The sequence below is a fragment of the Pseudomonas sp. MYb327 genome (assembly GCF_040438925.1).
Lineage (GTDB): Bacteria > Pseudomonadota > Gammaproteobacteria > Pseudomonadales > Pseudomonadaceae > Aquipseudomonas.
Genome location: NZ_CP159258.1, coordinates 2,728,433 through 2,753,526, shown reverse-complemented (window position 1 = coordinate 2,753,526; position 25,094 = coordinate 2,728,433). Strand labels below are relative to the sequence as shown.

The 25,094-nt window shown below is 56.8% G+C and carries 24 protein-coding genes; 10 read left to right on the top strand and 14 right to left on the bottom strand.

Translation table 11 applies throughout. From position 1 onward, the window contains the following. Nucleotides 1-25: 25 nt before the first annotated feature. Nucleotides 26-979, bottom strand: coding sequence for a LysR family transcriptional regulator (locus ABVN21_RS12360; RefSeq protein WP_339552350.1), 954 nt, complete (start codon nucleotides 977-979; stop codon nucleotides 26-28). A 151-nt stretch (nucleotides 980-1,130) separates the two neighbouring features. Between ABVN21_RS12360 and ABVN21_RS12355 the strand changes: the two genes are divergently transcribed. Genes ABVN21_RS12355 through ABVN21_RS12340 form a run of 4 tightly spaced genes read left to right on the top strand, consistent with a single transcriptional unit; the run spans nucleotide 1,131 to nucleotide 4,919 of the window. Further along, nucleotides 1,131-1,964, top strand: coding sequence for an amidohydrolase family protein (locus tag ABVN21_RS12355; protein WP_339552349.1), 834 nt, complete (start codon nucleotides 1,131-1,133; stop codon nucleotides 1,962-1,964). Nucleotides 1,965-2,023: 59 nt separating this feature from the next. Further along, nucleotides 2,024-3,370, top strand: a complete 1,347-nt coding sequence (locus ABVN21_RS12350) for an MFS transporter (RefSeq protein WP_339552348.1) — start codon at nucleotides 2,024-2,026, stop codon at nucleotides 3,368-3,370. Beyond that, nucleotides 3,370-4,110, top strand: coding sequence for an SDR family NAD(P)-dependent oxidoreductase (locus ABVN21_RS12345; RefSeq protein ID WP_339552347.1), 741 nt, complete (start codon nucleotides 3,370-3,372; stop codon nucleotides 4,108-4,110). The genes ABVN21_RS12350 and ABVN21_RS12345 overlap by 1 nt, the downstream gene beginning before the upstream one ends. Beyond that, nucleotides 4,107-4,919, top strand: coding sequence for a sugar phosphate isomerase/epimerase (locus tag ABVN21_RS12340; RefSeq protein WP_339552346.1), 813 nt, complete (start codon nucleotides 4,107-4,109; stop codon nucleotides 4,917-4,919). Before ABVN21_RS12345 ends, ABVN21_RS12340 begins: the two co-directional genes overlap by 4 nt. Here the strand turns inward: ABVN21_RS12340 and ABVN21_RS12335 are convergent. The 6 genes from ABVN21_RS12335 to ABVN21_RS12310 form a co-directional block, all read right to left on the bottom strand. After that, a complete protein-coding gene (locus ABVN21_RS12335; RefSeq protein WP_339552345.1) occupies nucleotides 4,916-5,551 on the bottom strand; it encodes a DUF502 domain-containing protein in 636 nt (211 codons plus the stop codon). The genes ABVN21_RS12340 and ABVN21_RS12335 overlap by 4 nt on opposite strands. Before the next feature lie 171 nt (nucleotides 5,552-5,722). Continuing rightward, entirely contained in the window at nucleotides 5,723-5,986 is a 264-nt protein-coding gene (locus ABVN21_RS12330) for a hypothetical protein (protein WP_339552344.1), read from the bottom strand. A 180-nt stretch (nucleotides 5,987-6,166) separates the two neighbouring features. Next, nucleotides 6,167-7,714, bottom strand: coding sequence for a phospholipase D family protein (locus tag ABVN21_RS12325; protein ID WP_339552343.1), 1,548 nt, complete (start codon nucleotides 7,712-7,714; stop codon nucleotides 6,167-6,169). 223 nt (nucleotides 7,715-7,937) lie between these two features. Beyond that, nucleotides 7,938-10,064: a TonB-dependent receptor gene (locus tag ABVN21_RS12320; RefSeq protein WP_339552342.1), complete on the bottom strand. Its 2,127-nt coding sequence runs from the start codon at nucleotides 10,062-10,064 to the stop codon at nucleotides 7,938-7,940. Between the two features lie 176 nt (nucleotides 10,065-10,240). Beyond that, nucleotides 10,241-11,431, bottom strand: coding sequence for a glycosyltransferase (locus ABVN21_RS12315; protein WP_339552341.1), 1,191 nt, complete (start codon nucleotides 11,429-11,431; stop codon nucleotides 10,241-10,243). A gap of 209 nt (nucleotides 11,432-11,640) precedes the next feature. After that, nucleotides 11,641-12,978 (bottom strand): MFS transporter, encoded by a 1,338-nt coding sequence (locus ABVN21_RS12310; protein ID WP_339552340.1) that lies wholly within the window; start codon nucleotides 12,976-12,978, stop codon nucleotides 11,641-11,643. Nucleotides 12,979-13,215: 237 nt separating this feature from the next. On the opposite strand from ABVN21_RS12310, the gene ABVN21_RS12305 reads away from it, so the two are divergent. After that, complete coding sequence (locus tag ABVN21_RS12305) at nucleotides 13,216-13,836, top strand: DUF4157 domain-containing protein (RefSeq protein ID WP_339552339.1); 621 nt, start codon at nucleotides 13,216-13,218, stop codon at nucleotides 13,834-13,836. A 125-nt stretch (nucleotides 13,837-13,961) separates the two neighbouring features. Here ABVN21_RS12305 and ABVN21_RS12300 read toward each other — a convergent pair whose 3' ends face one another. After that, on the bottom strand, nucleotides 13,962-14,522 hold the full coding sequence (locus ABVN21_RS12300; protein WP_339552338.1) for a hypothetical protein: 561 nt from the start codon (nucleotides 14,520-14,522) through the stop codon (nucleotides 13,962-13,964). Nucleotides 14,523-14,653: 131 nt separating this feature from the next. Continuing rightward, nucleotides 14,654-15,094, bottom strand: a complete 441-nt coding sequence (locus ABVN21_RS12295) for a TspO/MBR family protein (protein ID WP_339552392.1) — start codon at nucleotides 15,092-15,094, stop codon at nucleotides 14,654-14,656. A 214-nt stretch (nucleotides 15,095-15,308) separates the two neighbouring features. Between ABVN21_RS12295 and ABVN21_RS12290 the strand changes: the two genes are divergently transcribed. Continuing rightward, nucleotides 15,309-15,737, top strand: coding sequence for a VOC family protein (locus tag ABVN21_RS12290; protein ID WP_339552337.1), 429 nt, complete (start codon nucleotides 15,309-15,311; stop codon nucleotides 15,735-15,737). A 127-nt stretch (nucleotides 15,738-15,864) separates the two neighbouring features. Here ABVN21_RS12290 and ABVN21_RS12285 read toward each other — a convergent pair whose 3' ends face one another. Then, the gene (locus tag ABVN21_RS12285; protein ID WP_339552336.1) at nucleotides 15,865-16,128 is read right to left on the bottom strand and encodes a hypothetical protein; all 264 of its coding nucleotides are present in this window, start codon (nucleotides 16,126-16,128) and stop codon (nucleotides 15,865-15,867) included. Nucleotides 16,129-16,519: 391 nt separating this feature from the next. Between ABVN21_RS12285 and ABVN21_RS12280 the strand changes: the two genes are divergently transcribed. After that, nucleotides 16,520-17,293: an alpha/beta hydrolase gene (locus tag ABVN21_RS12280; RefSeq protein ID WP_339552335.1), complete on the top strand. Its 774-nt coding sequence runs from the start codon at nucleotides 16,520-16,522 to the stop codon at nucleotides 17,291-17,293. A 202-nt stretch (nucleotides 17,294-17,495) separates the two neighbouring features. Here the strand turns inward: ABVN21_RS12280 and ABVN21_RS12275 are convergent, their stop codons facing one another. The 3 genes from ABVN21_RS12275 to ABVN21_RS12265 all read right to left on the bottom strand — a co-directional run bounded on the left by ABVN21_RS12275 (nucleotide 17,496) and on the right by ABVN21_RS12265 (nucleotide 20,744). After that, complete coding sequence (locus ABVN21_RS12275) at nucleotides 17,496-18,164, bottom strand: hypothetical protein (RefSeq protein ID WP_339552334.1); 669 nt, start codon at nucleotides 18,162-18,164, stop codon at nucleotides 17,496-17,498. A 60-nt stretch (nucleotides 18,165-18,224) separates the two neighbouring features. Next, complete coding sequence (locus ABVN21_RS12270) at nucleotides 18,225-19,586, bottom strand: MFS transporter (RefSeq protein ID WP_339552333.1); 1,362 nt, start codon at nucleotides 19,584-19,586, stop codon at nucleotides 18,225-18,227. Between the two features lie 165 nt (nucleotides 19,587-19,751). Continuing rightward, nucleotides 19,752-20,744 carry an IclR family transcriptional regulator gene (locus tag ABVN21_RS12265; RefSeq protein WP_339552332.1) on the bottom strand — a complete coding sequence of 331 codons (993 nt, stop codon included), beginning with the start codon at nucleotides 20,742-20,744 and terminating at the stop codon, nucleotides 19,752-19,754. 122 nt (nucleotides 20,745-20,866) lie between these two features. Here ABVN21_RS12265 and ABVN21_RS12260 point away from each other — a divergent pair, with 122 nt between their 5' ends. Together ABVN21_RS12260 and ABVN21_RS12255 are read left to right on the top strand one after the other, a co-directional pair. Next, a complete protein-coding gene (locus ABVN21_RS12260) occupies nucleotides 20,867-22,495 on the top strand; it encodes a methyl-accepting chemotaxis protein (protein WP_339552330.1) in 1,629 nt (542 codons plus the stop codon). Nucleotides 22,496-22,547: 52 nt separating this feature from the next. Beyond that, nucleotides 22,548-23,378, top strand: coding sequence for a transporter substrate-binding domain-containing protein (locus ABVN21_RS12255; protein ID WP_339552329.1), 831 nt, complete (start codon nucleotides 22,548-22,550; stop codon nucleotides 23,376-23,378). Nucleotides 23,379-23,491: 113 nt separating this feature from the next. Here the strand turns inward: ABVN21_RS12255 and ABVN21_RS12250 are convergent, their stop codons facing one another. Next, nucleotides 23,492-23,896: a GFA family protein gene (locus tag ABVN21_RS12250; RefSeq protein WP_339552328.1), complete on the bottom strand. Its 405-nt coding sequence runs from the start codon at nucleotides 23,894-23,896 to the stop codon at nucleotides 23,492-23,494. A gap of 303 nt (nucleotides 23,897-24,199) precedes the next feature. Between ABVN21_RS12250 and ABVN21_RS12245 the strand changes: the two genes are divergently transcribed. Next, nucleotides 24,200-25,021: an SDR family oxidoreductase gene (locus ABVN21_RS12245; protein WP_339552327.1), complete on the top strand. Its 822-nt coding sequence runs from the start codon at nucleotides 24,200-24,202 to the stop codon at nucleotides 25,019-25,021. Nucleotides 25,022-25,094 lie beyond the last annotated feature (73 nt).

The following is a 25,094-nucleotide window of genomic DNA, read 5'->3' as shown; positions in this document are numbered from 1 at the left end:
GCGTTCACCGCAGGCGAAACACCTATCAGTCGACCGTTGGCATTTCGAAGCCAGGAATCACCCGTCCCAGTTTGACGGCCTGGCGATGCAGCACCCGCATGAGTTGCGCGGCCGCCTGGGAAAGCGGTTCGAACCGCGAGTAGACGAAACTGATATCGAAGTGGATCGCCTCCACCAGCGGGACGACGATCAAGCCGCTGTCCTGAGCCACAAACTCATCAATGATGGTCAACCCCATGCCTTGCTTGACCAGGGCGACCGCTTCGTTGGCATTGGTGAAGTTCAGCATTGAACTCAAGTGCAGCCCCTGGCGTTCGAATTCGTCGGCCAGCAACCGGCCGAAAGGCATGTCGGGCCGGAACAGCAGCAGCGGCTGGTCGACCAGGTCATGCAGTGACAAACAAGGTCTTTGGGCGAAGGGGTGGTCAGCCGGCATCACGCAGACCATGCGTGCGCGCATGAAGGCCAGTGAGTGCAGGTGGTCGTGGATTAACGGCAGGGCCGAAATGGCCAGATCGACCTTCTTCGAGAGGATCTGATTGGGCATATCGCCCATCAGCGTGGTTTGCCATTCAATGTTCAGCGATGGCATTTCACGCTTGAGTTGGGCCAGGGCGAACGGGATGACCACCGTCGACAGCGATGCACTGCAGCAGATGCGCAACTGACGGTTGGGGCCGTTGGCCAGGGCGAGTGCACATTCGTTGACGGCCAGCGCTGCCTGGTAGACCCGCTCGACTTCCCGGTAAAGGGTCAGCGCCTCGGCGGTGGGGACCAGGCGATTGTTGATGCGCTGGAACAAGCGGTAGACCAGTCGACTTTCGATATAGGCAATCAGCTTGCTGACTGCAGGTTGCGACACGTAGAGCATTTTTGCCGCGCCGCTGATCGAGCCAGTCAGCATCACCGCCCGGAACACTTCCATGTGCCGCAGCTTGAACACCATCGTGTTGGCGTCGGGGCCTTCGCCGTAGGGCATGGGTCATTAACCTTTGGTTATTGTTCGAGCGATATGTGTATGAGCGCAACTCGTTGCCTGGTCGTATCTTCACTGCAACTGCGTCGCCCAGAGCGGCGAAACAATAACAAAGATCAGTGAGCAAGCGCAGTGACGCTTGGTGGGAGCAGCCTTGAGCATCTACGACGAACCCAAGATCGATTGCCATAACCATCTGTTTGACCCCGTACGTTTTCCCTATCGTACCGACACCCTTTACGCACCTTCCGGGCAAGAGGTCGCCCCTCTGGAGCAGTTCATTCGTGTGATGGAGGCCTATGGGGTGCAGCACGCTTTGCTGGTGGGGCCGACCAGTGGCTACCGCACCGACAATCGTTGCCTGCTGCATGCGCTGGCGCAAGGTGACGGCCGCTTCAAGGGGATTGCCGTTGTCGAGCGCGACATCCATCTGGACGAGCTGGCAGCGCTCAAGGAACAGGGCGTGGTCGGCATTGCATTCAATCCAGCACTGGAAGGCATGGCCACCATGGACGGCGCGGCCGGGCTATTTGGGCGGCTGGCCGAGCTGGATCTGTTCGCCCAGGTCCAGGTGCAGGGCAACCAACTGGTGGAGTTGCTGGGCTTGCTTGAATCGACCGCGCCTCGGTTGCTGATCGACCACTGTGGTCGCCCAGAGGTCGGTGCAGGCATCGGCAAGTCAGGGTTTCAAGCGTTATTGGGTTTGGCCGCAAGTGGCCGGGCCTGCGTGAAAATTTCCGGCATGCAGAAATTTGCCGCCCACGATCATCTCGAAGAACAGTCACGCGCCTACGTACGTGAACTGCTCCAGGCCTTCGGCCCGGACGCTTGCGTGTGGGGTTCGGACTGGCCGTTCATTCGCGAGCAATCGCGCGTGGACTACGGGCCGCTGCTCAAACTGGCAGAGCACCTGATACCCGACGCCAGTGTGCGCAGGAAGGTGATGTGGGACACACCACGCCGCTTGTTTGGCTTTGCCGAGCGTTGAGCCGGTCCCTGGCAGGCTGAGCTGCTGGCGATACCCCAATAAAAACAAGGAACAAAGCAATGACGACCGACAACCGATTCGGAGCGGCAACGCTCGCTTGTCCGGCGGCGCAAACCGCCAGAACCCGCACCCGTTTCATGATCCTGGCACTGATTTCCGGCGGCACCATGATCAACTATCTGGACCGCAGCGTCATGGGCATCGCAGCGCCCAGCATCAGTGCTGACCTGGGCTTGAATGCGGTCATGATGGGCCTGATCTTTTCCGCATTTTCCTGGACCTACGCTGCCGCGCAGATTCCCGGCGGTATCCTGATCGACCGCTTGGGCACCAAGTTCACCTACTGGCTGGCGCTGACGTTGTGGTCAGTGTTCACCGGCCTGCAGGGTCTCGCTCAGGGCTTTCTCTCGCTACTGGGTTTTCGCTTGCTGGTAGGCGCCAGCGAAGCACCGTGCTTTCCCACCAACAGTCGGGTGGTCGCAACCTGGTTCCCGCAGAGTGAGCGGGCGCGGGCGACCGGCATCTATACCTTCGCCGAATACGTCGGGCTGGCATTTCTCACGCCGTTGCTGTTCTGGGTTTTACATGCCTATGGCTGGCGCGTATTGCTGATGGCGGTGGGCATCCTCGGTGTTCTGTATGGCCTGGTGTGGTGGCGCAAGTACCACGAGCCCCATGAGTCGACCACGGCTAACCAGGCGGAGCTTGACTACATTGCCGAAGGTGGCGGAGTGATTGATGGGGGCCAGAAGCCTACGCGGTTCTCCTGGTCGCAGATTCCGGCGTTGCTCAAGCATCGCAACATGCTGGGGATTTGCCTGGGACAGTTTGCCTGCAACTCGACGAACGTGTTCTTCCTGACCTGGTTCCCGACGTATCTGGTCACCGAGCGACACATGCCGTGGCTGAAAGTGGGTTGGGTGGCGGTGTTGCCATTCATCGCTGCGTCCCTCGGAACACTGGCCGGAGGCTGGCTGTCGGACGCCTTACTGCGTCGCGGCTACTCGCTGAACGTCGCGCGCAAGCTGCCGGTGATCGCTGGCCTTTTGACCGCATCGGTGATCGTGCTGGCCAACTACGTGGACTCCGACGCCCTGGTGATCGGCATTCTGTGCGTGGCCTATTTCGCCCAGGGCATGTCGGCGCTGGCCTGGATGATCGTCTCTGATATCGCGCCCAAAGGCCTGCTCGGCTTGAGCGGCGGCGTGTTCAACCTGTTCGCCAATGCGGCCGGCATCGTGACCCCATTGACCATCGGCGTCATCGTCACGACCACGGGGTCGTTCGTCTGGGCCCTGGCTTTCGTATCCTCGATCACCGTACTGGGGGCGCTGTGTTACCTGTTCATGGTGCGCGATCTGCGCCGCCTGCCCGAAATCCAATCCGTTCAACAAGGAGCACTGTGATGACTCAATACCTTGAAGGCCAGACGGCCATTGTCACCGGCGGCATGCGTGGCATCGGCCTGGGCATTGCCCGTCGCTTGCACAGCGCGGGTGCGCAGATTGTCATCTGGGACCTGGCGGTGGAGGGCTGGGACAGTGTCGCCAACGGCTTTGAACCGGTGATGCGCCAAGCCGTCAATGTGGCCTCACTTGAGTCCGTGGAGGTGGCCTTCAAGGAGGTCGTTGCCCAACAGGGGCGCGTCGATATCCTGGTGAACAACGCCGGTATCAATGGGCCGGTGGTACCGTCCTGGGAGTACTCGCCCGCTGCCTGGGACCAGGTTATCGCCATTGACCTGACGGGCGTGTTCTATTGCTGCCGCACGGTCATCCCGCACATGCGCGAGCGCGGCTACGGGCGCATCGTCAATGTCGCCTCGATGGCCGGCAAGGACGGTGTGCAATACATCTCGGGTTACTCGGCGGCCAAGGCCGGTGTCATCGCCTTTACCAAGTCAGCGGCCAAGGAATTGGCGCAGGACGGCGTGCTGCTCAATTGCATTGCTCCGGCCATGGTGGAAACCGGGCTGATGGCGGAAATGACCCCTGAGCACATTGCCGCGAGCAAGGCCAAGATTCCCATGGGGCGCTTCCTGCAAATCGAAGAGATCGCCAACATGGTGACCTGGATCGCCGGGCCCGAGTGCAGCTTCACCACGGGATTCGTGTTCGACCTCAGTGGCGGCAGGGCGACCTATTGAACGGCCTGGGTGTAGCGCACCTGACCGCGCTTGAACTGGCGCCCCACTTATTGGTGCGAGAGGCGGCACGGGCGGGGTTCAGTTCAGTGGGGCTGCGTTTGCACCCGGCCATGGCGGGTGGCATCGCCTATCCGCTGGCGCCGGGTAGCCAGGCGCTTCAGGGGTTGAAAACCACGCTGGATGGCGAAGGCGTGGTCGTCAACGAGATCGAGTTCGTCGAGCTCAAGCCAGATGTGGATGTCAGCGAACTGGCATCGTTGCTGGAAGCCGGAGCGCAATTGGGTGCGCGTTGCCTCACTGTGTCGGGCGACGATCCGGAGCATTCCCGGCTCTTTGCAAATTTCTCTGCCCTGTGCGAATTGGCGGCGGGTTACCGATTGCGCGTGGATCTGGAATTCATGCGCTGGCGTCACATCGCCAATCTGCAACAAGCCGTCGCGTTGGTCGAGGCGGCGGGGCAGGCCAACGGCGGCGTGCTGGTGGATGCGTTGCACCTGTTCCGCTCCGGTGGCGACGTTGCTGCCGTGGCGAAGCTGGACCGGCGATACATCCATGGCGTGCAGTGGTGCGACGCGCCGGCGCTGGCACCCACGGGGGAGGGCATCATCCGCGAAGCTCGTGAGGGGCGTTTACCTCCCGGTCAGGGCCAGTTGCCCTTGGCCGGGCTGGTCAACGCGCTGCCGCCTCAGGTGCATTGGAGTGTGGAAATTCCAAACCTCGCCATGAGTGCACCTGACCGGTTGGCGCATGCGTTCACGATGACCCGGGCCTGGTTGGCCAGACATTCGTTGCCGCGCTTGTTTGTCTAAGGCGCGATTTTAGCCTGCTCCGTCAGTACCGCCGCTTCGCGCCGGTTAGCGCCGTTTTCCATCGCCGCCACCAGATCCTTGGCGCCCGAGCCCCATTTGGAGATGACTTTGAAGGCGTCGGTGAAGGAAACGTCCAGGGGGTGCACGCGGTTGCCGTCGAGAATGTAGATGGCACCGGCCAATGGCGTGGGTACCGAGGGGACGAAAATCGTGTAGCGGCCGTCCTCGAACACTTCGATGATGAATGCGGGGACCAGCGCGTCTTCGATTTCGACCAGGGCGGGCTTCCACACGGTTTGGTGGCTGTCACCTGCGACCTGTTGTGTCAGGCTGCGGAACAGCCCGTAGCCGGGGATGCGTTCGAAGAATCTCTTTTCCACTCGATCCCGGGCCCGCTGTCCCAGCCGGGTGCGCAGGGCAGAGCCGATCAGGAAGCAAATCAACAGCACCAGAATGAGCGACAACAACTGTTCGGCGGGAAGCCAGTCTGGAAGGATTTGAGTGAAAGGCCGCACCAGTTGCCCAAGGGATTTCATGCCCTTGAGCAGCAACAGGATGGCGAGGTAGATCGGGATGATGACCAGCAGTCCAGCAATCACCCGTTTGGTGATGTACGCAAGTGCCTGTTTCATATGCACTGCCTTTGTTTCTGGATGAGCGGGAAGGGCCGCACCCTTGATCTTCCCGGGCAGTCGCACAGCGCGGCAGAATCGCGAGGAAACGCCGCGCAGTTACTCCCGATCCCCGAACAGATCGACCGTTTTCACGCCCGGCAGCCATGGGAGCCGGGATTCGGTTGACGACTAATATTTGATGTCTCGAGCCGTGTCGCGGTTGTCCTGCTTGGTGTCGCGCTTGTCCTGACGACAATCGTTACGGCTTTTTTCATCGCCTTCTTTGCATTCTTCCTTCACTTCCCTGGCGGCATCTCGCCCTTCTTGCTTGGTGTCGCGCGATTCTTGCCGTTGGTCAGCCTGGTCGGTCGCATAGGCTGTCACCGAAACCCCGTACACGCCAGTAACGAGGGCCAGAGTCGCCAGTGCAGTCAGGTAAGGCTTGCGAGTCATGATGATCTTCCTCCTGATCAAGAGTACGCAATCACTTGATTTTCCCGGACATCGCCCGGGAAAGTTCTACCGCTCATAACTCCAAAAAGATGAACTTGAGTGTGAGCTTTAACGATAGACGATATGGGCGCCCCCACAAGTCGGTGTGGCTATGCACTACCTTGAAATAAACAGCCTGAGCTAAAGCATTTTTTCCAGGCCGATCTTGTCGCTGAGCCAGGCTTTAAAGCTGCGCCATTTGCCGCCGGGCTCCTTGCGCAAGGTATACAGGCGGCCGTCGTCTTCAGCGATCCAGACGATTTCGCCGTTTTCCAGGCGTGTCTGATAACTCATGGATGGCGCCATGCCCTCAATCGCGAGGTCGCGCATGTAACCGGCCAATTCCGGGCTGTCGACCAACACCCCGACTTCGGTGTTCCAAAACACGGAGCGCGGATCGAAGTTGAAGGAGCCGATGAACACTTTCTGTTTGTCGAGGATCATGGCTTTGGTGTGCAAGCTGGAATCGGAACCACCACTGAAACCAAAGGACGAACCGCCACCGGGATCGTCCGGTTGGCGCCGCAGTTCATAGAGTTTCACGCCATGTTCGAGCAGGGCCTTGCGGTAGGGCGCATAGCCGCCGTGCACCGCCGGTACGTCGGTGGCTTCCAGTGAGTTGGTCAGCAGGCGCACGTCGACACCGGCATCGGCACGCCCGAGCAAGTAGCGCATGCCCGGCTCTTGAGGGACGAAATAGGCCGAGATCAGAATCAGCTCCTTGTTGACGCTGTCGAGCTCTGGACGCAGTTGTGTCGACATCAACAGCGACCGGGCTGGTTCGTCGTCGGCCAGGACTTTGCTCGGGGCATCCCACATCGCCTTGCCATGGGCCCAGATAAGCTGCTGGCGCCATTTGGCGAGTTGCGGTTGCGACCGGTAGGTCATGAGGTGGTCGAACAAGGCCTTGTTTTCGATCCGTGTGCTCTGCAGTGATTCGTCCAGGCGTTGGCGGCTTTCGGCCAGGTCCTCGGCGGTCGGCTTGTTGAGCAGGAAATCACTGATCGGCTGGCTCAGGGCGCTGTTCCAGTACTGATCGAAGCTGTGACCCAACTGCTCGGCGACCGGACCGAAACACAGCAGGTCCATGTCGGTAAAGTTGAGATCGGGCTTGGCGTCGAAGTACTCATCGCCCAGGTTGCGTCCGCCGACGATGGCCGCGCTGTTGTCGGCCAGCCACAATTTGTTGTGCATGCGCCGGTGCTGTTGGGAAAGGTCGAGCAGACGGCCCATGGTGCGGGTGACCATGGTGCTGCGCCCCAGGTGCAGGGGATTGAAGACGCGTATGTAGATGTTCGGGTGCACGGCCAGGGTCGCGATGACTTCTTCCTGGCCGTCACTGGCCGTGTCATCGAGCAATATGCGAATGCGTACGCCGCGATCAGCGGCTAGCAGAATTTCCCGTACCAGTGCCCGGGTGCTGAGCCCGTTATGGACGATGTAATACTGCACATCGATGCTTTTTTGCGCATTACGAACCAACTCGGCGCGCGCCCGGAAGGCTTCGCTGCTGTTGGGCAGCAGGCGAAAACCCGAGCGTCCCTCATGCGGTGCCGCCTGAGCCTGGATCGAACGCCCGAACGCCGAATCGCTGGCGGGTATGGCCTCGCTGTACTCGTGGGGCATACGTGTGGTGGTGCAACCGGCAAGCAGCAGAGTGATCACCATGGCGGGGAAGTACCGGGACATGCGCAAAGGGCTCGTCCTCACCCTCGACGGGTGTCGTGTTGACCTCGGGCGCCCGCCAATGGGTACGACTCGGCTGTCCATTACATTCGTGGGCCGTTACGGCGCTTGCTCGATGCCGGGAACATGCAGCCCACGGCCATCTGCGCACCTTATTCCAGTAAAGCCCGGTTCCAGCCGGGCGTGTCGAAATTTTCCGGTCGTTATAGCCAGCGTCGCCAGGTTTTCAGCGCAAACTCCAGGACACCCCGGCATACACCCCGAAACCCTCACCTGGCGTGGAGCGTGCCGCGTCCAGCCCTTTGTCGTCGTAGCCCGGCGTGACCGTGGCGGCGTAGTGCTTGTCGGTCAGGTTGCGCAGATCCAGCCAGGTCTGCCAGTCGCCCTTGGGCGCGTTGTAACCCAGCGTTGCACCAAACAACGCGTAGGGATCGGCGTAGTAGCTGTCGGCGTAATCCACCGCCGTCTTGGACACTAGCTGCGTGTTGAACGCGGCGAAGAAGCCCAGTGGCCAGTCGTAACGCAGTTCACCCTGGTAGTAGTGCATCGGCAGGCCCGGCAAGCGGTTATCGCCGAAACGATCGTCGTCGCGGTAGTGGAAGTCACTGAAGGTGTAGCTCTGACGCAGGTTCAGTTGGCCGCCATCGGCTCGCGACCACAGTTTGCTTTCCAGGCTGGCTTCCACGCCTTGGTGCACGGTGGGGCTGGCGTTGAGTTCGTAGGGTGTGGTGGCGCTGGCATCCGGCAACACCGAAAGCAGTTCGTTGCGCACTTGCGCGTAGTACCAGGCCAGGCTCCACTGACCCATCACGCTGTCACCACGACCGCCGATTTCCAGGGTGGTCGCGGTCTGGTTTTGCAACTCGATCGGGTCGCTTTGGGTGCCCGTGGCGGGGCCGCTGCCTGCGGGGAATCGGATGTTGGAGCTATAGATCAGCGACCACGGATGTGGTGCCTCGACCGAGCGACTGAGGTTGCCGAACAGTTGCAGGTCAGGTGTCAGTTGATAGCGCAGGCCCACGCGTGGCGCGTAGTCCCAATCGTTCAGGCTGGTTTTGCCGCCCGTTTGCGGGTAAGTGACTTCGCTTTCACGGCGGGTGTAGATGGCGGCGAGGCCTGTGGTCAGCCACAGGTCGTCGGCGATCTCCAGATCATTGCCAACATGCAGAACCGTGTCCGAGCCCTGATAGGTGAAGTTGCGCATGTGTGTGCCCGGCGCGTAACCGGCGGTGTTGCCGGTGGGAATACGCACCAGCTCGCTGGCGCCGGCATTGGGCAGGTGTTTGGTCACGCGCAAACCTAGCGTGCTATTGCTTTCCAGACCCCAGAGTGTGTCGCGACGTTTGTAGTCCAGCGTGCCGCTGACGTCCGTGTACGCCACCTTCAAGCGATTGGGCCCCTCGCGCAAATCCATGGGGTAGTCGTGGTAGGCGACCCCGGTCTGGATACTTGAATCGTCATCGATGTAGTAGGTGGTCTTGTTGCCGAAAAAGGTGCTGCCTGGCTGCTTGCGGCTGTCGTCTCGCGATACGTAAGCGGGGTTGGCTGCCCGCGGGTCGTGTTCGATGGAGTGCTTGGTCACGCGTCCGGCGAGGTCGTTGTCGGTCTCGCGGTAGCGCAGGTAGAAACGCGTTTCCAGATTCGGGTTGAAGCGGTAGCCGACGTTGAAGATTGCGCCCTGGCTTTCGCTGGCGGTGTGGTCCTGGTAGCCATCGGCACTCGCGTCGGTCATCGCCACGTAGTAATCGAAATTGCCCAGCACTTGGCCGGAGCTGACCTGGCGCTGCATATAGCCGTGGCTGCCCATCGCGTAGCGCACCTGCAACAGCGGTGCGTTGTAGCCAGTGTGGCTGACGTAATCGATCGCCCCACCGAGGGCGAGTGCGCCCCTGTCGAAACCGTTGGCGCCGCGCAGCACTTCCACATGATCGAGCCACAGCGGTTCCAGCAGTTCATAGGGTGTGCCGCCCGGACCCGTTAGCGGCAGGCCGTCGAGCATGGTGTACAACCCCGAGGCGTGGGCGCCAGGTGCGCGGTTGATCCCTGAGCCGCGGATCGAAATTTTTACCCCTTCGTTGCCTGCAGACTGGGCATAAATCCCGGGCTGATACGCCAACACATCCTGGTTGCTGGCCACGCGGCCCTGTAGAGGACGGCGCATGTCGACAACATTGCTGCCGCCGGGCACCTGGTCAAGCCGGACCTTGGCGTCCTCGACCGACAGGTCTTCACCGCTACGGTCCTCAGCCCCAATCAATACTTGTCCCAGCTCCATGCCTTGGGCTTGAGCCATGGCCGGACAGGCAAGGGCCAGGCCCAGCAGTGCAGTGGGCAGGGATTTGGACGAGGGCATCGAGAGAACTCCAGACTTACAGGAACGGGCAGTGAAGAACTGCGACGCAAGTAAGAACGAAGTAAACACATGGCAATTTCGATTTTTTGCAGCGGTCATCTGCAGAAGCGTTGGGTGCGAAGCAGAGGCTCTGGTTGTGTCCTACTCCATTGGCAGCCTGAGGCTGTAACTAATCTTCAAACTCCTGCAATGGACCGAAGATGGTTAATGCGGCACGCGAACGTTTTTTCGAACGTGTGATTCGATGAAAGCGCTGCCGCCTCGTCTATAAGAGCGGCGAGCCTCGCTCGATCGTGATCCAGTTCCACAATGACCTCGGCGATTTCTTCCGGCTTGCCCATGGGGCTGGCCAGACCGCCGCCGCCGAGAGCCAGCACCCCAGTGAACGCATCGTTGTTATAACCGACAATCGGGACCCCACACCCCATCGTTTCCAGGTACGTGCAGGAGGGGTCGGCTTGAGTATGAGCGCACAAAAATAGATCTATACCCGACTTAAGATTCGGTACGAGTTCTTCGGCGAATGGCACCGGTCCGGCCAGTTTTATGACGTCTTCCATTCCGGAACTTTGAATGCTTCTTCTGATGGATTCAGAAAGCGGGCCATCGCCATAAATATCAAGGGTAAATTTAACCCCTCGACTTGCAAGCGCCAGCGCGATCGGAACGAGATGATCCGCTCCTTTCATGGGAATCAATCGCCCGGAAAAAGCCAGTCGAAGGGGAGAGCCGTGAAGCACCGAAGCTTTCTTCTCGGAAATTTCATTGTCGGAAACGGCGTCACGCTCGGTAATTCTACTATCGAAATATAAAAGCGAAGATTTTGTGAGCGAACCATATAACTTATGAGCGGGCGTTCCATTGGCTTGCAAGCCAGCGGCATGACGAAACGCGCGTCGCCGCAGGAATTCCGTTTTTAAATTCCAGATGGCGGACTTAAACTTTTTAAATGTTCCAGTAGTTTCCAGGTCAACTATCTTGAGTCTTGTATTCAGGTCGTACTCAATAACGAACACTACGGGTGTTTTTGTTATTTTATATATTGGAAGGTCGTGAAAATTGTCGCCGGAAGCCAGTATGACTGCGCTGTTGTCAAGGAGGGCTTTGGATTTTGATATGTCGTCATAAATTTCATGAACTTCGAAAGGAAGCTCACTTGGATGGTAGAGTTTTCCATAACCGATTGAGTCTGGCGGTCCGGATCTCAAAAGGCATCGAACCAGGCCCGGCCACAACTTGGCGTATAAACGCAGTCCTTCAACCGCTTTAATATCAAGGAATAGAAGATCGCCTTGCCGGGAAAAGCGCACGCTGGGGATAACGATTAGTACATTCGAACTAGCGATCGCATTCAGCGCGGCTGACATCAGAACCCCTCATCAATTTTCGGACATCCAATCCGTTAGAGTAGCTAAAATACTCGCCGATCCCAACAGAATTATTAACGCATGGCGCCTATTTTAAAGTGCTGTTCTGAAAATGACGCCAGGAAAACGTCGACAACCTTCAAGAAGTTTGTCGACGCTATAAGCGTTCATGTCATGAAGTATGTGTCCACTGGATTTAATCGTCTCGTTCAGGCCGCGGCATTCACGCCTACGCCTTTTTCCTCCGCCGGAACGTCATGCAGGGAAATTCTTGAAGTCTCCGGCAATGCCAATCCTCCCGCGAGCGCGAGCAATGCGATCGCGATCAGATAGAACGCTGGCGACAAGTTGCTGCCGGTGGTGCTGATCAGCCACGTAGCTACCAGCGGTGCGGTGCCGCCGAAGATCGTATAGGCCATGTTGTAGGTGATTGCCGAGGCGGTGTATCGAGTGCGAGTCGGGAAGGTTTCCGAGAGCAAGGCCGCCGTCACCACACCACACAACACCGCGCCAATCGCCAACAGCATGACGCCAGCGACGGATGCTGCGAATGAGCCGGAGCTGGCCATCAGGAACGATGGGTACACGGCCACAATCAACAGCGCGCATGCGGTCATCACCGTCATTCGGCGCCCGACCCGGTCCGAATACAATCCGGCCAGCGGGCAGATCGCAGCAGCGAACAGCAATGCGATCAGCGACACCAGCAACGCTGTTGCGCGACTCAGGCCACCCGCGACTTGCAGGTACGTAGCGAAGTAGGTGGTGAACATATAAAACGAGAGCGCCGTGAGTGACACAAAAGCGCCCAGGCAACAGATTGCCGCACCATGGTTGCGCAAGGTTTCCTTCAGGGGGGAATGGGCGACTGCATGTTCCTTGGTCACGGCCTGGAATGCCGGGGTTTCATCGAGCTTCCAGCGCAAATAAAGACCCACCAGGCCCAGCGGTGCGGCAATCAAAAACGGCAAGCGCCAGCCCCAGCTGCCCATGGCCTCGGCCGATAAAGACGCTTCGAGGGCGTAAGCCACCACGGCGGCAGCAGCGAAGGCGGAAAATGTCGATACTGGAATGAAGCTGCCATACCAGGCGCGCTTATTACTGGGTGCGTGCTCCATCAGGTAGGCGCAGGCACCCGCGTATTCTCCCCCGGCGGAAAAGCCTTGGGCGCAACGGATCAAGGAAAGAAGAATTGGCGCCATGACCCCGATGGCGGCGTAAGTGGGCAGCAGACCGATCAAGGTCGTCGCACCGGCCATCAACAGAATCGTCATCGCGAGGGTTCGCTTGCGGCCGATCCTGTCCCCCAGCATGCCGAAGAAAATCCCGCCGAGGGGTCGAAACGCAAACGCCACGGCGAAGACTGCAAAGGTCTTGAGCAGCGCAGCACTGGCATCGCCGCTGGGGAAAAACTGCTGGGCGATGGTTGTCGCCAGGAAACCATAGACGGCGAAGTCGAACCACTCGACGAAATTACCAATCCCGGCGGCCACAATCACTCTTCTCAGCGTTTTTGGGCTGACTTGCTCTGTAGTTACGTTCGTCATGCATGACCTCGACAGTCCATCAGTAATCTTTCGATTATCGGGATCGGTGTTGAGGTGGCTCACTTCAAAAGTGTCATCCACGTAGTCAGCACCGACCTCATGCAGGAGAACCAGGCATGAATCGAGCCAGGCGGAAGGGGGCGGACGGGATAATAAAATTCAGCCAAGAGACCGATGGGATACGCTGAAGTAATGTGGGTCTTCGATTTCATGCTGTTTCGGTCACTGGAGCGCCCAATGCAATCCATCATTACGCGCCTGGTGGCGCTGTTTGTTCTTTGCCTGACGCTTGAAGTCCCAGCCCAGACCGACGCCTGCCCCGCTGGCGAGAAACAAGTGTGTCTGGACAGCTGCATCTGTCTGCCAGACCTGGGACCGCTGCTCGGCCCCTTGCCTGATGACATCTACCAGATCGCGGCACCTGCCTTGGCGATGTGGCTGACTCAAGCCCGTGCTGAAGCCGCCATCGCCGGCGTCCAACTCATTCCACCGCCTATCCGCGAGAAACTGCTGCGCTGGTATGAACCCAGCGTTCTCGATGCCGCGCGCTACAAAGTCAGCGACGACGGCCAATTCAACGCAGCCACTGCGATGCTGCAAAACCCCGATGTCGGTGCTGTGACGCTGATCGACACCATCCTCTTCCGGGACGCTGACAGCGCAGAGCAGAACATCGCGCTCTGGGCTCACGAACTCAAGCATGTGCAGCAGTATCAGGAATGGGGAGTAGAAGGGTTTGCCCAACGATATACACAGGATTTCAATGCGGTCGAGGCGCCGGCTTATGCCATTCAGGCCGAGGTCAGGCGGGCCGTGCGCGAGGGGGCTACTGAAGGTGGTGGAACTGTCATGAAATGAAAAGCAAATGTCGTCGATAGAATCATCGATCACAGAAAAATCCGTGCAACGTATCCGGGCCCTGACACTGCGCGTCATGATCAGCCGTGACCCGCAGACCCTTGAGCAGAGAATATTCGAATCGTTTAGTTGGTCAGCGTTATGGCCATGTCAATGATCGTCATTGGCAAATAAACAACGGCGATTGTCGAATAGGTTTTTCGTGATCTGGCAATAAACGCGCAGACAGGAAGAATAATCATAATGATGTCCAGCGCTCCCCAAAGCGCTACCGGAGATGCCCGGAAGAAAAGGACATTGACGATTAGTCCAAGAATGAGAAATGCAGAAAACGATAACAGTGCATATCGGCCATCCTGTTCGAAGTAAATACGCAGGCCATTTTGTTCATCCTCGCTGCGGCTGGGAAGCAACAGTGCCGCCGATACAAAAAGTGATAACGCCAACAGCACAAGCAGTAAAAACTCTGGAAACGAGAAGGTCACTTTAATCGTAGGCAGAGCGTTGACGGCCCACCAAAAATCCATCTGTGTAATGAAAAGAACCGCGGCCCAGACCATTGCAACCCAATCGGGCGCAGCCACCCGACGGATGCGGAACACAGTCAACATGCCAAGCAGAAGGCGAGTGACCGATAGCCCCAAGATCATCGAGAGTACCGTGGCAACAATGGGGAAGTTGCTCATGATACCTCCAGTGAGCCAGTGTTCCGGCAAGCGTAGTCGGCCAATAGCTGGACGGGAGGAAATTGACCACTTACGCCAACTTCCACTCGCCAGCAGATCAAGGCTATTCGAAATCCATCAGGGGTTTTTCATCAGCGGTTATTGCGCCAGATGGAAAAATTCAGCGCGGCGGCGACGCAAAGCCACGCGAGGTAAGGGAACAGGATCAAGCCAGTGATCACGTCTAGCCGCATCGCCAACACCACCATGGCGGCGACCACCAGCCAAAGCACCGCCAGGATCAACATCGCGGCAAAAAGACGGTGAGCCCCGAAGAACACCGGAGTCCAGAGCGTATTAAGCGCGATCTGCGCTGCCCATAAAGCCAGCACCAGCTGACTTCCAGGCATCAGCGACAACCGGTATCCGGCCCAGGCGAGCAATAGATAGATAGTCGTCCAGGCGACCGGAAACACCCAGTTGGGCGGGGTGAAGCCGGGTTTGGCGAGAGATTCGTACCATTGGTCAGGTTTGAAAAGAATGCCGGTGCTGGCCGCAGCACCGCACGCTAGAAGAAAAACAAAAAAAGTCATATCCATTTCCTTAGTTGAGGCCAGTTGCCTGGCTTTGCAAAGTCATGTCAGCAGCATTAAAAGAAAGGACGCCTGGTGAAGCGAAAAGTTTGCATTGGGAGGTGGCATTTCTCTGGGCACCATGAGTGATGCCCGCCTTGGCGTTTTGCGGGGGGATTGCGTAGGGTAACCTTCCACCTCACGGGGTAGTTGAACAACGACAAGGAGTCCGTTTATGAAGATGAACGCATTGGTTCCAGAGATGATTGTCTCTGACTTGCAACGAAGCCTGGTGTTTTACTGCCGGGTGCTGGGTTTTCAGGTGGAGTACGAAAGGCCTGAACACAAATTTGCGTTCCTTTCTTTTCAAGGCAGTCAATTGATGCTGGAAGAGGATGATCAGCAAACCTCTCCATGGCGGGTTGGCCCTCTGGAGTCACCCTATGGCCGAGGGATGAATCTCTCGATCCGGTGCGCTGATATCAATGCTTTGGCCAAGTCTATCGAAGGCTCCGGCATGGAATTGCGCAGGCCGATTGAAGAGTGCTGGTACCGGGATAACGAGCGCGAGCATGGAGAGCTTAATTTCCTGGTGCTGGATCCGGATGGCTATCTGTTGCGATTCAATCAAAGTTTGGGGGTCAGGGGCGCAAACGCGACATAGGTCAGACTTGCTCTATTTCGCCGAACCGGTGCAACGCTGTGCCGGGCCGTGCAATCGGTCTGGCTGTAACATGGGAGAAGGGTGGGCAAGGTTTAGCCCACCGTTCACTCCTCAGGCTGCTTGACGATCAGTACTTGATATCCCTGGCTTGGCGCCGGGTATCTTGTTTGGTACTGCGCTTGTCCTGGCGGCACTCGACATTGCTTTTGTCATTGCCCTTTCTGCAGTCATCCTTGGTTTGCCGGGCAGTGGAGCGGCCTTCCTGCCGGGTATCGCGAGCTTCACGCCGTTGTTCACCCTGCTCGGTCGCATAGGCGGGTTGCGTCACCCACTGCACGCCAGCAGCGACGATCAGCATTGCCAGAGCCATACAGTAGTACTTGCGATTCATGATTTTTCTCCATTTATTGATCGTTCAGGGCGCTCAACGAAGAATTCAGCGAAAGCGTGTATCTACATCTTAAGGTCACCACCCAAAAGGTACTGTGTGAACGTGAAGATTGAGAATAGGTCAGGCAGACCGTCGCGCAAGGGCTGGTGCGAGCGCCACCTCACTGGCCGAGTGCCGACTGTCGCGAAAGTAAGCTGAGGCGAGCTCGAACACCGGGCCCTTGACCGGTCCACCGGAAATCTTCGTTTGATTTTGCTGTGCCGGCCGCCAGCAAATCATCCCCGGTGGCAATGGCCCGGGACGGCTCACGCCCCGGTGATTGGACGGGTTTGATGAAGGAGGGGGCTTTCGGCTATCGGGCAGAAGCGTCGGGTAGGTCAAGGGGGAAACCATGACAACGCAGAAGTTATCCATTGAAGGATTGCAGCTGAACGTTTCAATCCGTGGGCAAGGTTCACCTTTGCTTTTGCTCAACGGCCTGGGTGGTTTGATCCATGCTTTCGATCCCCTGCGCGATGAATTGGTGGGCTACAAGACCATTACGCTGGATGTGCCCGGGGTCGGGAAATCGCAAGTACCCCGTTGGCCGATGCGTCTTGCGCGCCATGCCGACGTGATCGCCGAGATGCTCAGACAATTGGAAATCGACCAGGTCGATGTGTTCGGCGTGAGTTGGGGCGGTGCATTGGCGCAAGAGTTCGCCCTTCGTTATCCCGGCATGGTCCACCGGTTGATCCTCGCGGCGACCTCGGCCGGCCCGGCGATGCTGGTGAAGCCTGCCGACATACTGGATTTTTTTGGCAGGAGCAAAAGCGCCAAACTGCGCAAGCGAGAGGGCTCGCGCAATTCGATTCAGACGCTACTGCGTTTCGGTGTAGTAAACGGCATGCTCACGGCAAACCCGCGAACCTACTATCACCAGCTCACCGCTTTGGTCGGCTGGACCAGCCTGCTGCGGCTGTTCCGTCTGCGCCAGCGCACGCTGATTCTCACTGGCGAACGCGACACCCTGGTGCGGCTGTACAACGCGCACATCCTGCACCGCACCATTCGCCATGCCGAACTGCACGTCCTGCAGGGCGAGGGGCATTTTTTCGTGGTGACCTGCGCCAGGCGAACCGCCGAAGCGATACACGAATTTCTCTGCCAGCAGCACGGCGATTAAGAGCCCGCGCCAATGAGACAGTTGCCCTGTTGATGCAGAGCAACTCGACAGTCTCGATCATCGCCGAGCAAGTTGGCTACTCCAACGTTCCAAGCAGTTCAGGGCGCGGTTCGATGTGGTAACCAACATCTTGACCCACAAAACGACTGAGCCTGATCAGGCCGGCAAACAGCTGCTAGCTGCGATCGCTATCTCATAGATTTCATTGTTGGCTGGCGTGGCAGGAGAACACCGCTTCATAGATTTCGAATGCGTTGTCTGCCATAAGCAGCTCTTTCGCGCGGTTCACGGCGCGTTCCAGGGCGGCATGATCAAGTGCCTGGATGATCAACAGCCCCGAAAACTCTCCTTCCTGGCTGCTGCGCATCGACTTCTCTCGAGTGGCGATAGCCGTGGCGTCGGTCTGCACTGTCATCATCTGAACGTTTACCACCCAATCCAACTCCGCCAGCGCCTCGACCCATTGACCTCCCTTAGACCCGGTCAATGCATCCGGCAGTGCGCCATCGAAGCGCGCAATGGCGAGATGACTTCCATGTGCGCCGACATGCCCGCCACTGATATCGACCGAACCGCCACCGCGACGGAACTGCATCAGCCGGGGCATGATCCGTTGCGTCCATGGAGTAGGGTCATTGAGTCGTGCAAGATACGCCGGGCTGGACATCACGCTCGCTTGAGCCAACTCATACAACATCAAGTATTGCGATGGTTGACTGTCGCGCCGCTTGAACACTCGGCCAGAGAGAAAGCCCGGCACGCTGACACGCTCGAAAATATGCTCGCGTGTAAGCCAGTGCAAATAGTCTGTTTCCGCATCCGCCGCAATCGTGCTCCAGATCGCAAGCAAGCCTTTGGATTGGTCGGTCATCAATGTTCTCGCTTTTACAGTTTCGATGTAGCGGTGCGACCCGCGCACCGCTGGATAAGGTCAAGAGTTCGCGTGTCGCACTTGCGCATGCTGGTCGCCGGCGACCTCATCGACTGAATCGAGGCGATTCATGTCGACACCCGCCGTTTCGGGACCCATTGCAATCATGCAGAAGGAGATCACGTTCAGCGTTCCGACAAGTGCCACGAGTGCCCATGGCGAGCCGTTGCTCAAGTTCAAGAGCCAGGTGGCGACGATGGGAATCGGGCCACCCGCGAACAGACTAGCTCCCGTGAAAGCCAGGGCCGAAGCGGAATAGCGCACATTGGTCGGAAATGCTTCTGCGAACGCAACAGGCTGAATACCGGTCTGGACTTGCGTGAAACCCAGGAACAAGCCCATTGCGATCGCCATCGTCGCGAAGTCTTTGGTTTCAAGCAAAGGAAAGTACAGCATCATCATGATGAACGTCGCGGTCGACGCAAGAAGGAGAGTGCGCTTACGCCCGATCCGGTCACTGAGCAGCCCGCCCATGATTGAACCCACTATCGCGCAGGCGTTAGCGATCATTAACAGTGTAAAACCCGTCTGTTTAGGAATACCCAGGGTATTCGTCAAATAGCCGAGGGTGAACACAACGGCGAGATAGAACATTGCCGTAGGGCCGCAGAAGAACAGCATCAGCCGCAGAATGGTTTTCCAGTGAAGTCTGAAAGCGTCGCGAAGCGGGCTACTGACCGTCGCGACCGCAGACTGTTTCATCTGTACAAAAGCGGGTGTTTCCTCTACGCGCATTCGTATGTAGATGCCCACCAGAACCAACAGAAAACTCATGACGAAGGGGATTCGCCAGCCGTAACTCATGAAGTCATCTGCGCTCAAGGAGGCTGAAAGCAGAAGGAGCACGGCATTAGCGACTATCTGGCTGAGCGGTGCGCACATGCCAATGAGGCCTGAATACCGGCCGCGTCGGGCTGCAGGCGCATGTTCGAGCGCCATGAGTTGCCCGCCAGTCGACTCACCCCCGAGCGCAAATCCCTGAATGATGCGCAACAAGACCAGCAGGATTGGCGCGAGTATTCCTATCTGCGCATAGGTCGGAAGCAGTCCCATCAGCACGGAAGTAATACCCATTGCCGATACGGTGCCGAGCATCAAGTTACGCCGGCCAATCTTGTCGCCCAAATGGCCACAGATTATGGCTCCAAGTGGCCGTGCAGCGAGGCCCACGCTGAACGTTGCCAAAGATGCCAACAGCGCAGAACCAGGCTCCATCGCAGGGAAGAACAACTTCGGCAACACGGTAGCTGCCACAACCCCGTACAAGGTGAAATCGAACCATTCCAAAGCGGTTCCGACCGTGGCAGCGGTGACTGCCCGATTCGCCATGGAATGCGATGAACTGTTTGAATCGTTCCCCATACTTATTACCTCCGCTGTACAAAATGCTCGCAGATACAAACACCAGTACTGTTTATTGTTAATTATTGTCAGGCATACGAAGTCTTACAGCTTAAGTTTTGAACTTACCGTTCAGGCACAGACTAACCCGCCAACTTTATTGACAAAGTTGGCAGCTTAATTAAATTAGATGGATGCGCGACGCATCACCGGTGAAACGCTACTTGCCTCAGATAGCTCTGCTGCCGTGGACATCAATGCGGGTAGCAGTTCTTTCATTCTTTCATGAGTCAGCCGTGACATCGGCCCTGCAATAATGAGAAGTGCGCCAACGTCACCATTGCCGGTAGTTACTGTCGTCGCCAGGGAACTCATTGCTGGCAAGAACATATCTTGCGTCGTGGCGTAGCCGTTCTTGCGTGCGGTTTCAATGAGCGGAAGAAGAGTTTTGAAGGTCGTCGGTGCGCTAGGACCAAAGTTGGCCGGAAGACCAAATCCTTGCGCGGCGACAAGCCGCATGACTTCTTCGTCGCTCTTGCCGGCCAGCCAGCTTATCCCGGCGGCACTGCATGACAGCGTCACAGGGCGGCCCATTTCCGGGTCATAGCGTAACCCTTCTCGTGCGCCCTGGGCCTTGGCTACATAGACCAGTTGCTCCCCATCAACGACCGCCAGGCGTACCAACTCTCCAGAAATGACGGCCAGCCGTTCAAGGATAGGCTGAGCAATATCAACCACGCCGCCGGCGCTCAAGAAGCGCAGTCCCAAGGATGGCAATTTCATGGTCAAGGTGAATTCACCTCGTCTTTCGTCCTTGCGGACGTAGTCCTGCTCGATCAAGTCCGCGAGCAACCGGTGGATGGCCGTGATAGGCAAATCGAGAACAGCCGTGAGTTCAGAGAGCGTCATGCCCTCCGGCGAGTTTGCAAGCTCTTCCAAAACACGAAGGATGCGTTCAGCGACGGCGCTCATAGATTGTCGTAGTCCAAGCGGTTTCAGGGCCGAAATTGGCAAGTGACTCACTATAGTGAAAACGGTTTTCAAAATGCAAACTGTTTTCACTTTTTCATTTTCGTGCGGATCATCCACACCCGAGACGCCGTCGGCCACCTTGGAAAGGCGACGCTGCAACGTGATCGAAGGTGTGTAGCTGACGTGGCTCCCTCGAAATACGCCCATAAGGTCAGCTTATGAAAAATTCCTGATTTCGATAATTATCTTGCGAACGAAAGCTCCTAAAGTCGACCCAGTATTACGATTGCCCTCAGTGCGGGCTTCCCATAACAATGACTGGACAAATCATGTTGCTTCGCAAATTAAGCCTTGCCCCACGCTCCGCTTTTTGTTTTGGTTTCTTTTGTCTTCTTATATTAGGACTCGGGTTTCTTTCCGCCCGACAAGCATCAATACTGAATCAGGCTGAACAAAAAGTTGAACTCAATATAGTTCCCAACATTTCACTGTGGGGATCAATTCAACTTGACCTGATGAGTTTGCGCAACAGCAACTCCAAACTGCGAAATCCGGTAGAGCCCGAAACAGTTAAAACTGAAAGTTTGAAAAATGTGCGCCTGGTTAAAGAGAGCCTGCATGGAACCCTGGATAACATGGCCCCGCTGGCCATCACTCCAGACGGCAAAGCTGCTTTGGACTTGGTCAAAGAGAATATTTTGGCCTACGAAGCAGTCGAAGAAAAATACCTGGCCATCATCGACTCAAAGGATTTCCCGGCCGCTACCGTCTTTTCCGACGTAGAAATACGAGCAGTTAACGTGAAGGTCATGTCCTCGCTCGAGGCATTGAAAGCCATTAACGAACGAAACGCCAAAGAGATCGGCAATGAGGCGGCTGCTGCATACAGCCGGGCATTAGCCCTGGTGTTCACTGTGGTTATCGTTGCCCTGATTACCTCAGTTCTGTTTGCCTGGTTGTTTACTCGAAGCCTGATTGTTCCAGTGAATCATTCGTTGAACATTGCCGGACGCATTGCCAACAACGACCTCAGTGAAGAAATCAAAGCTGACGGAAATGATGAAATGGGCCGACTAGTAGTGTCATTAAGCGTGATGCAAGCCAATTTACGCACCGCAATGACGAAAATAAGTGACTCAGCCATTCAGTTGGCGGCAACTTCGGAAGAAATGCATGCAGTAACCGAGGACGCCTCCAAAGGGCTGCTGAGACAAAGCGATGAAATCGAAATGGCAGCTGCGGCGGTCACACAGATGAGTGTTGCCGTCGACGGAATGGCCAGCAACGCTGTCCAGGCCTTCAATGCAGCAACGCAAGCGAACACGACAGCCCTGGATGGAAGAAATAAGGTCGATGCCACGGTAGAGGCGATCAGCCTGATGGTGTGCAATGTTCAATCGACTTCGGACGATGTTAAAGGGCTGGCGGCAATGGCCTTCGACATTAGTAAGGTGCTTGACGTCATACGCTCCATTGCGGAGCAGACAAATCTCCTGGCATTAAACGCGGCTATTGAGGCCGCGCGAGTAGGCGATGCGGGTCGAGGCTTCGCCGTGGTTGCAGACGAAGTTCGCGCATTGGCTCACCGTACTCACGAGTCGACGAGGGAGATCGAGCAGATGATCTCCGATATACAGTCAGGTACTTCTGACGCGCTCAGATCGATGGACCAAAGCAGTCTGCAAGCTGGAAAAACTCTGACGTTGGCGCAAGAGGCGGGGGCTTCGCTGGTCGAAATTACTGAGTCAATCAAGCAAGTGAACGATCGCAACATGTTGATCGCTTCGGCAGCAGAGGAGCAATCACACGCGGCTCGAAAAGTGGACCAAAGCTTGGTAAGTATTCGAGATCTTGCGACCCAAACAGCAGCTGGCTCGCATCAAACAGCGTCCTCCAGCGGAGAATTGTCAATGCTTGCTGTGGATCTTAGCCAGTTAGTCAAGTCCTTCAAGATGTAGCACAAGCAGTCCTGCCGCGCTGAACACCGGTCATGAGGCCCGGAAATATCGAATGGGAATTTCTCGAGCACATTTTCAGTTGCCTGATAGTCTTCAGGAATTCCCAGAAGAGACGCTTATGACGATAAAAGGTTACTGCTCTACTGCGGTTTGCGTGTGCATACTTTTTTGCATGACGCAGAGCGTTAGCGCCGAGAATCTGGTGATCTATGGCGACAATAGCTACCCGCCGATTATTTACCTGGATCACGATCAGACCGCAGGAATCCTGCCGGCCATCTTCGCCAGACTGGAAAAAGATACCGGCGACACCTATGAGCTGCGCTTACTGCCATGGAAGCGAGCGTTAAGAAATGCCCAAAATAACAACGGTGGCATCACCAATATTTCGCGTAACAAGGCGCGCGAAAAGTTCTACGATTTCTCCCAACCGATTTACGACGACGACATCAGCTTGGTGGTTTTGAAAGGCCATGAGTTTGACTTCAATTCGCTCAAAGACTTACAGGGCAAGAAACTCGGTGGTCTATCCGGTGCCAGTTACGGTGAAGAAGTTGATCAGGCCATCAGTAACGGCGAGCTGCATGTCGAACGTGAAAACGGTGAGCAATCGAGACTGTTAAAGCTACTGGCCGGCCGCATAGATGTGGCGATTATTGGCAATGGCATTGCCGGGCTTGAAGTGATACTCGCCTCGGACCCCAGGCTGGAGGGCAACCGAAGCCAATTTGTGCTGCTACCCAAACCGCTGGTACGCGACCCTCTATATTTGGCCTTCAGCAAAGCTATGAATATGCAGCCGGCACTGGGACGCTTCAATAAGGCCCTAGTGTCGCTAAAGCAGACAGATGAATATCAGCAATTGATTGGTAAAAAGCCTTAGGAAACCTCACAAAAAGGAAGCGATCGACGCAAGTGCAAGTACGTTCTCAGAGGTTGCGTCAGTGATTTTTGGGCAATCCTCTACGAAAATCCTGTATCAGCCGACGTCGGCTTTTAGCCATCGATCTGAGGCGATGAGCTGGAGGGCGTATACCAGTGAACTCTGGAGGCGACATAAACGTGTTTTTGCTTCTGAGGCGTGAAGGGGGTGTCGAGTGTGCCCAGTGCTATCGAAACCCAATCGGAAAATTCACCTTGTGAGCGTGACCAGAACAAAGTCGAACCACACTGCGTGCAGAACTCGCGCAGCACCGATTCTGAAGAAGAATACCTAGTGATTTGCCCAGCGCCGTTGAGTATCCGTAATGCGCTACGGGGCACGCTACCATACGAAGCGAATGCTGCACCGTGACCTTTACGGCATTGACTACAGTGACAATGACTCACTGCTTTGGGCGTAGTCAGAAGCTGATAACTGATTGCAGTGCAAAGACAGCTTCCCTGGTAGACCTCTGTCATGCGTTCGTCCCTGTCGTTGGAAAAGGCGCCAGCTTAGCCACCTTGATCTGATCAGTCGAACGTCCGCTTCCGGGCAAATTCTTGCCTTGCAGGAAGGGCAGGGATCCACCCATTGCAGCCATTCACCACCGCCTGTATTGGACTCTGGTTGGCACAATATGGACGCAACCAACAAACATTCAGATTAGGTTACCCAAAGCCTGCTACGACAGCAGCCGTTTTTTCCAGGCGATAGCACGGGATAAGGCATAGACTGTTTCTGCATCATTTTTGAACACTCCACAGTCAGGGGCTTCATCAATTATGGACAATAAACTAACTTCCAAAATCGCAATTATTACAGGGGCGGCTCAAGGGATTGGCGCCGCGATTGCCCGATGCTTCGTGCAAGAAGGCTGCTTTGTTTACGTCACCGATATAAACGACGAACTCGGCAGAGCTGTCGCGAGCTCACTAGGTGATCGCGCCTGTTATCTGCGCCTGGATGTGCGGTGCGAAGAAGATTGGCAGCGAGTGGCAATGCAGGTCTTGACGGAGCGCGGTAGCTGGAACGTCTTGGTGAACAATGCGGGTATTACCGGATTTGAACAAGGCGCCGTGCGGCATGATCCGGAACATGCGCGACTGGAGGACTGGCACGCTGTGCATCACACCAACCTCGACGGTGTATTCCTGGGTTGCAAGTACGCCATTCGTTCCATGCGAAATTCAGGAGGCGGCTCCATTATCAACATTTCCTCTCGCTCCGGCCTGGTCGGCATTCCAGCCGCCGCAGCCTACGCTTCGTCTAAGGCTGCCGTTCGCAATCACACCAAGACAGTGGCGCTTTACTGCGCCGAGCAAGGACTGAGAGTTCGATGCAACTCGATTCATCCGGCAGCCATCCTTACACCCATATGGGAGCCTATGCTGGGTACTGATGCGGGGCGTGAAGAGCGAATGGCCGCCCTGGTTCGAGACACTCCGCTCAGACGATTCGGAATGCCGGAAGAAGTGGCGGCCCTGGCCCTGTTACTCGCCTCGGATGAAGCGACGTACATTACCGGCAGTGAATTCAACATAGACGGTGGCCTGTTGGCAGGGACAGCCGTGACGCCCACGGTAGTGGAAGACAGCGGAACCTAGCTCAATGGCACTGGCGCGCGAGAGGGGCTGCATCTGGCCGATTCTTGCCCTTTCTGACGTACTGCTGCCAACA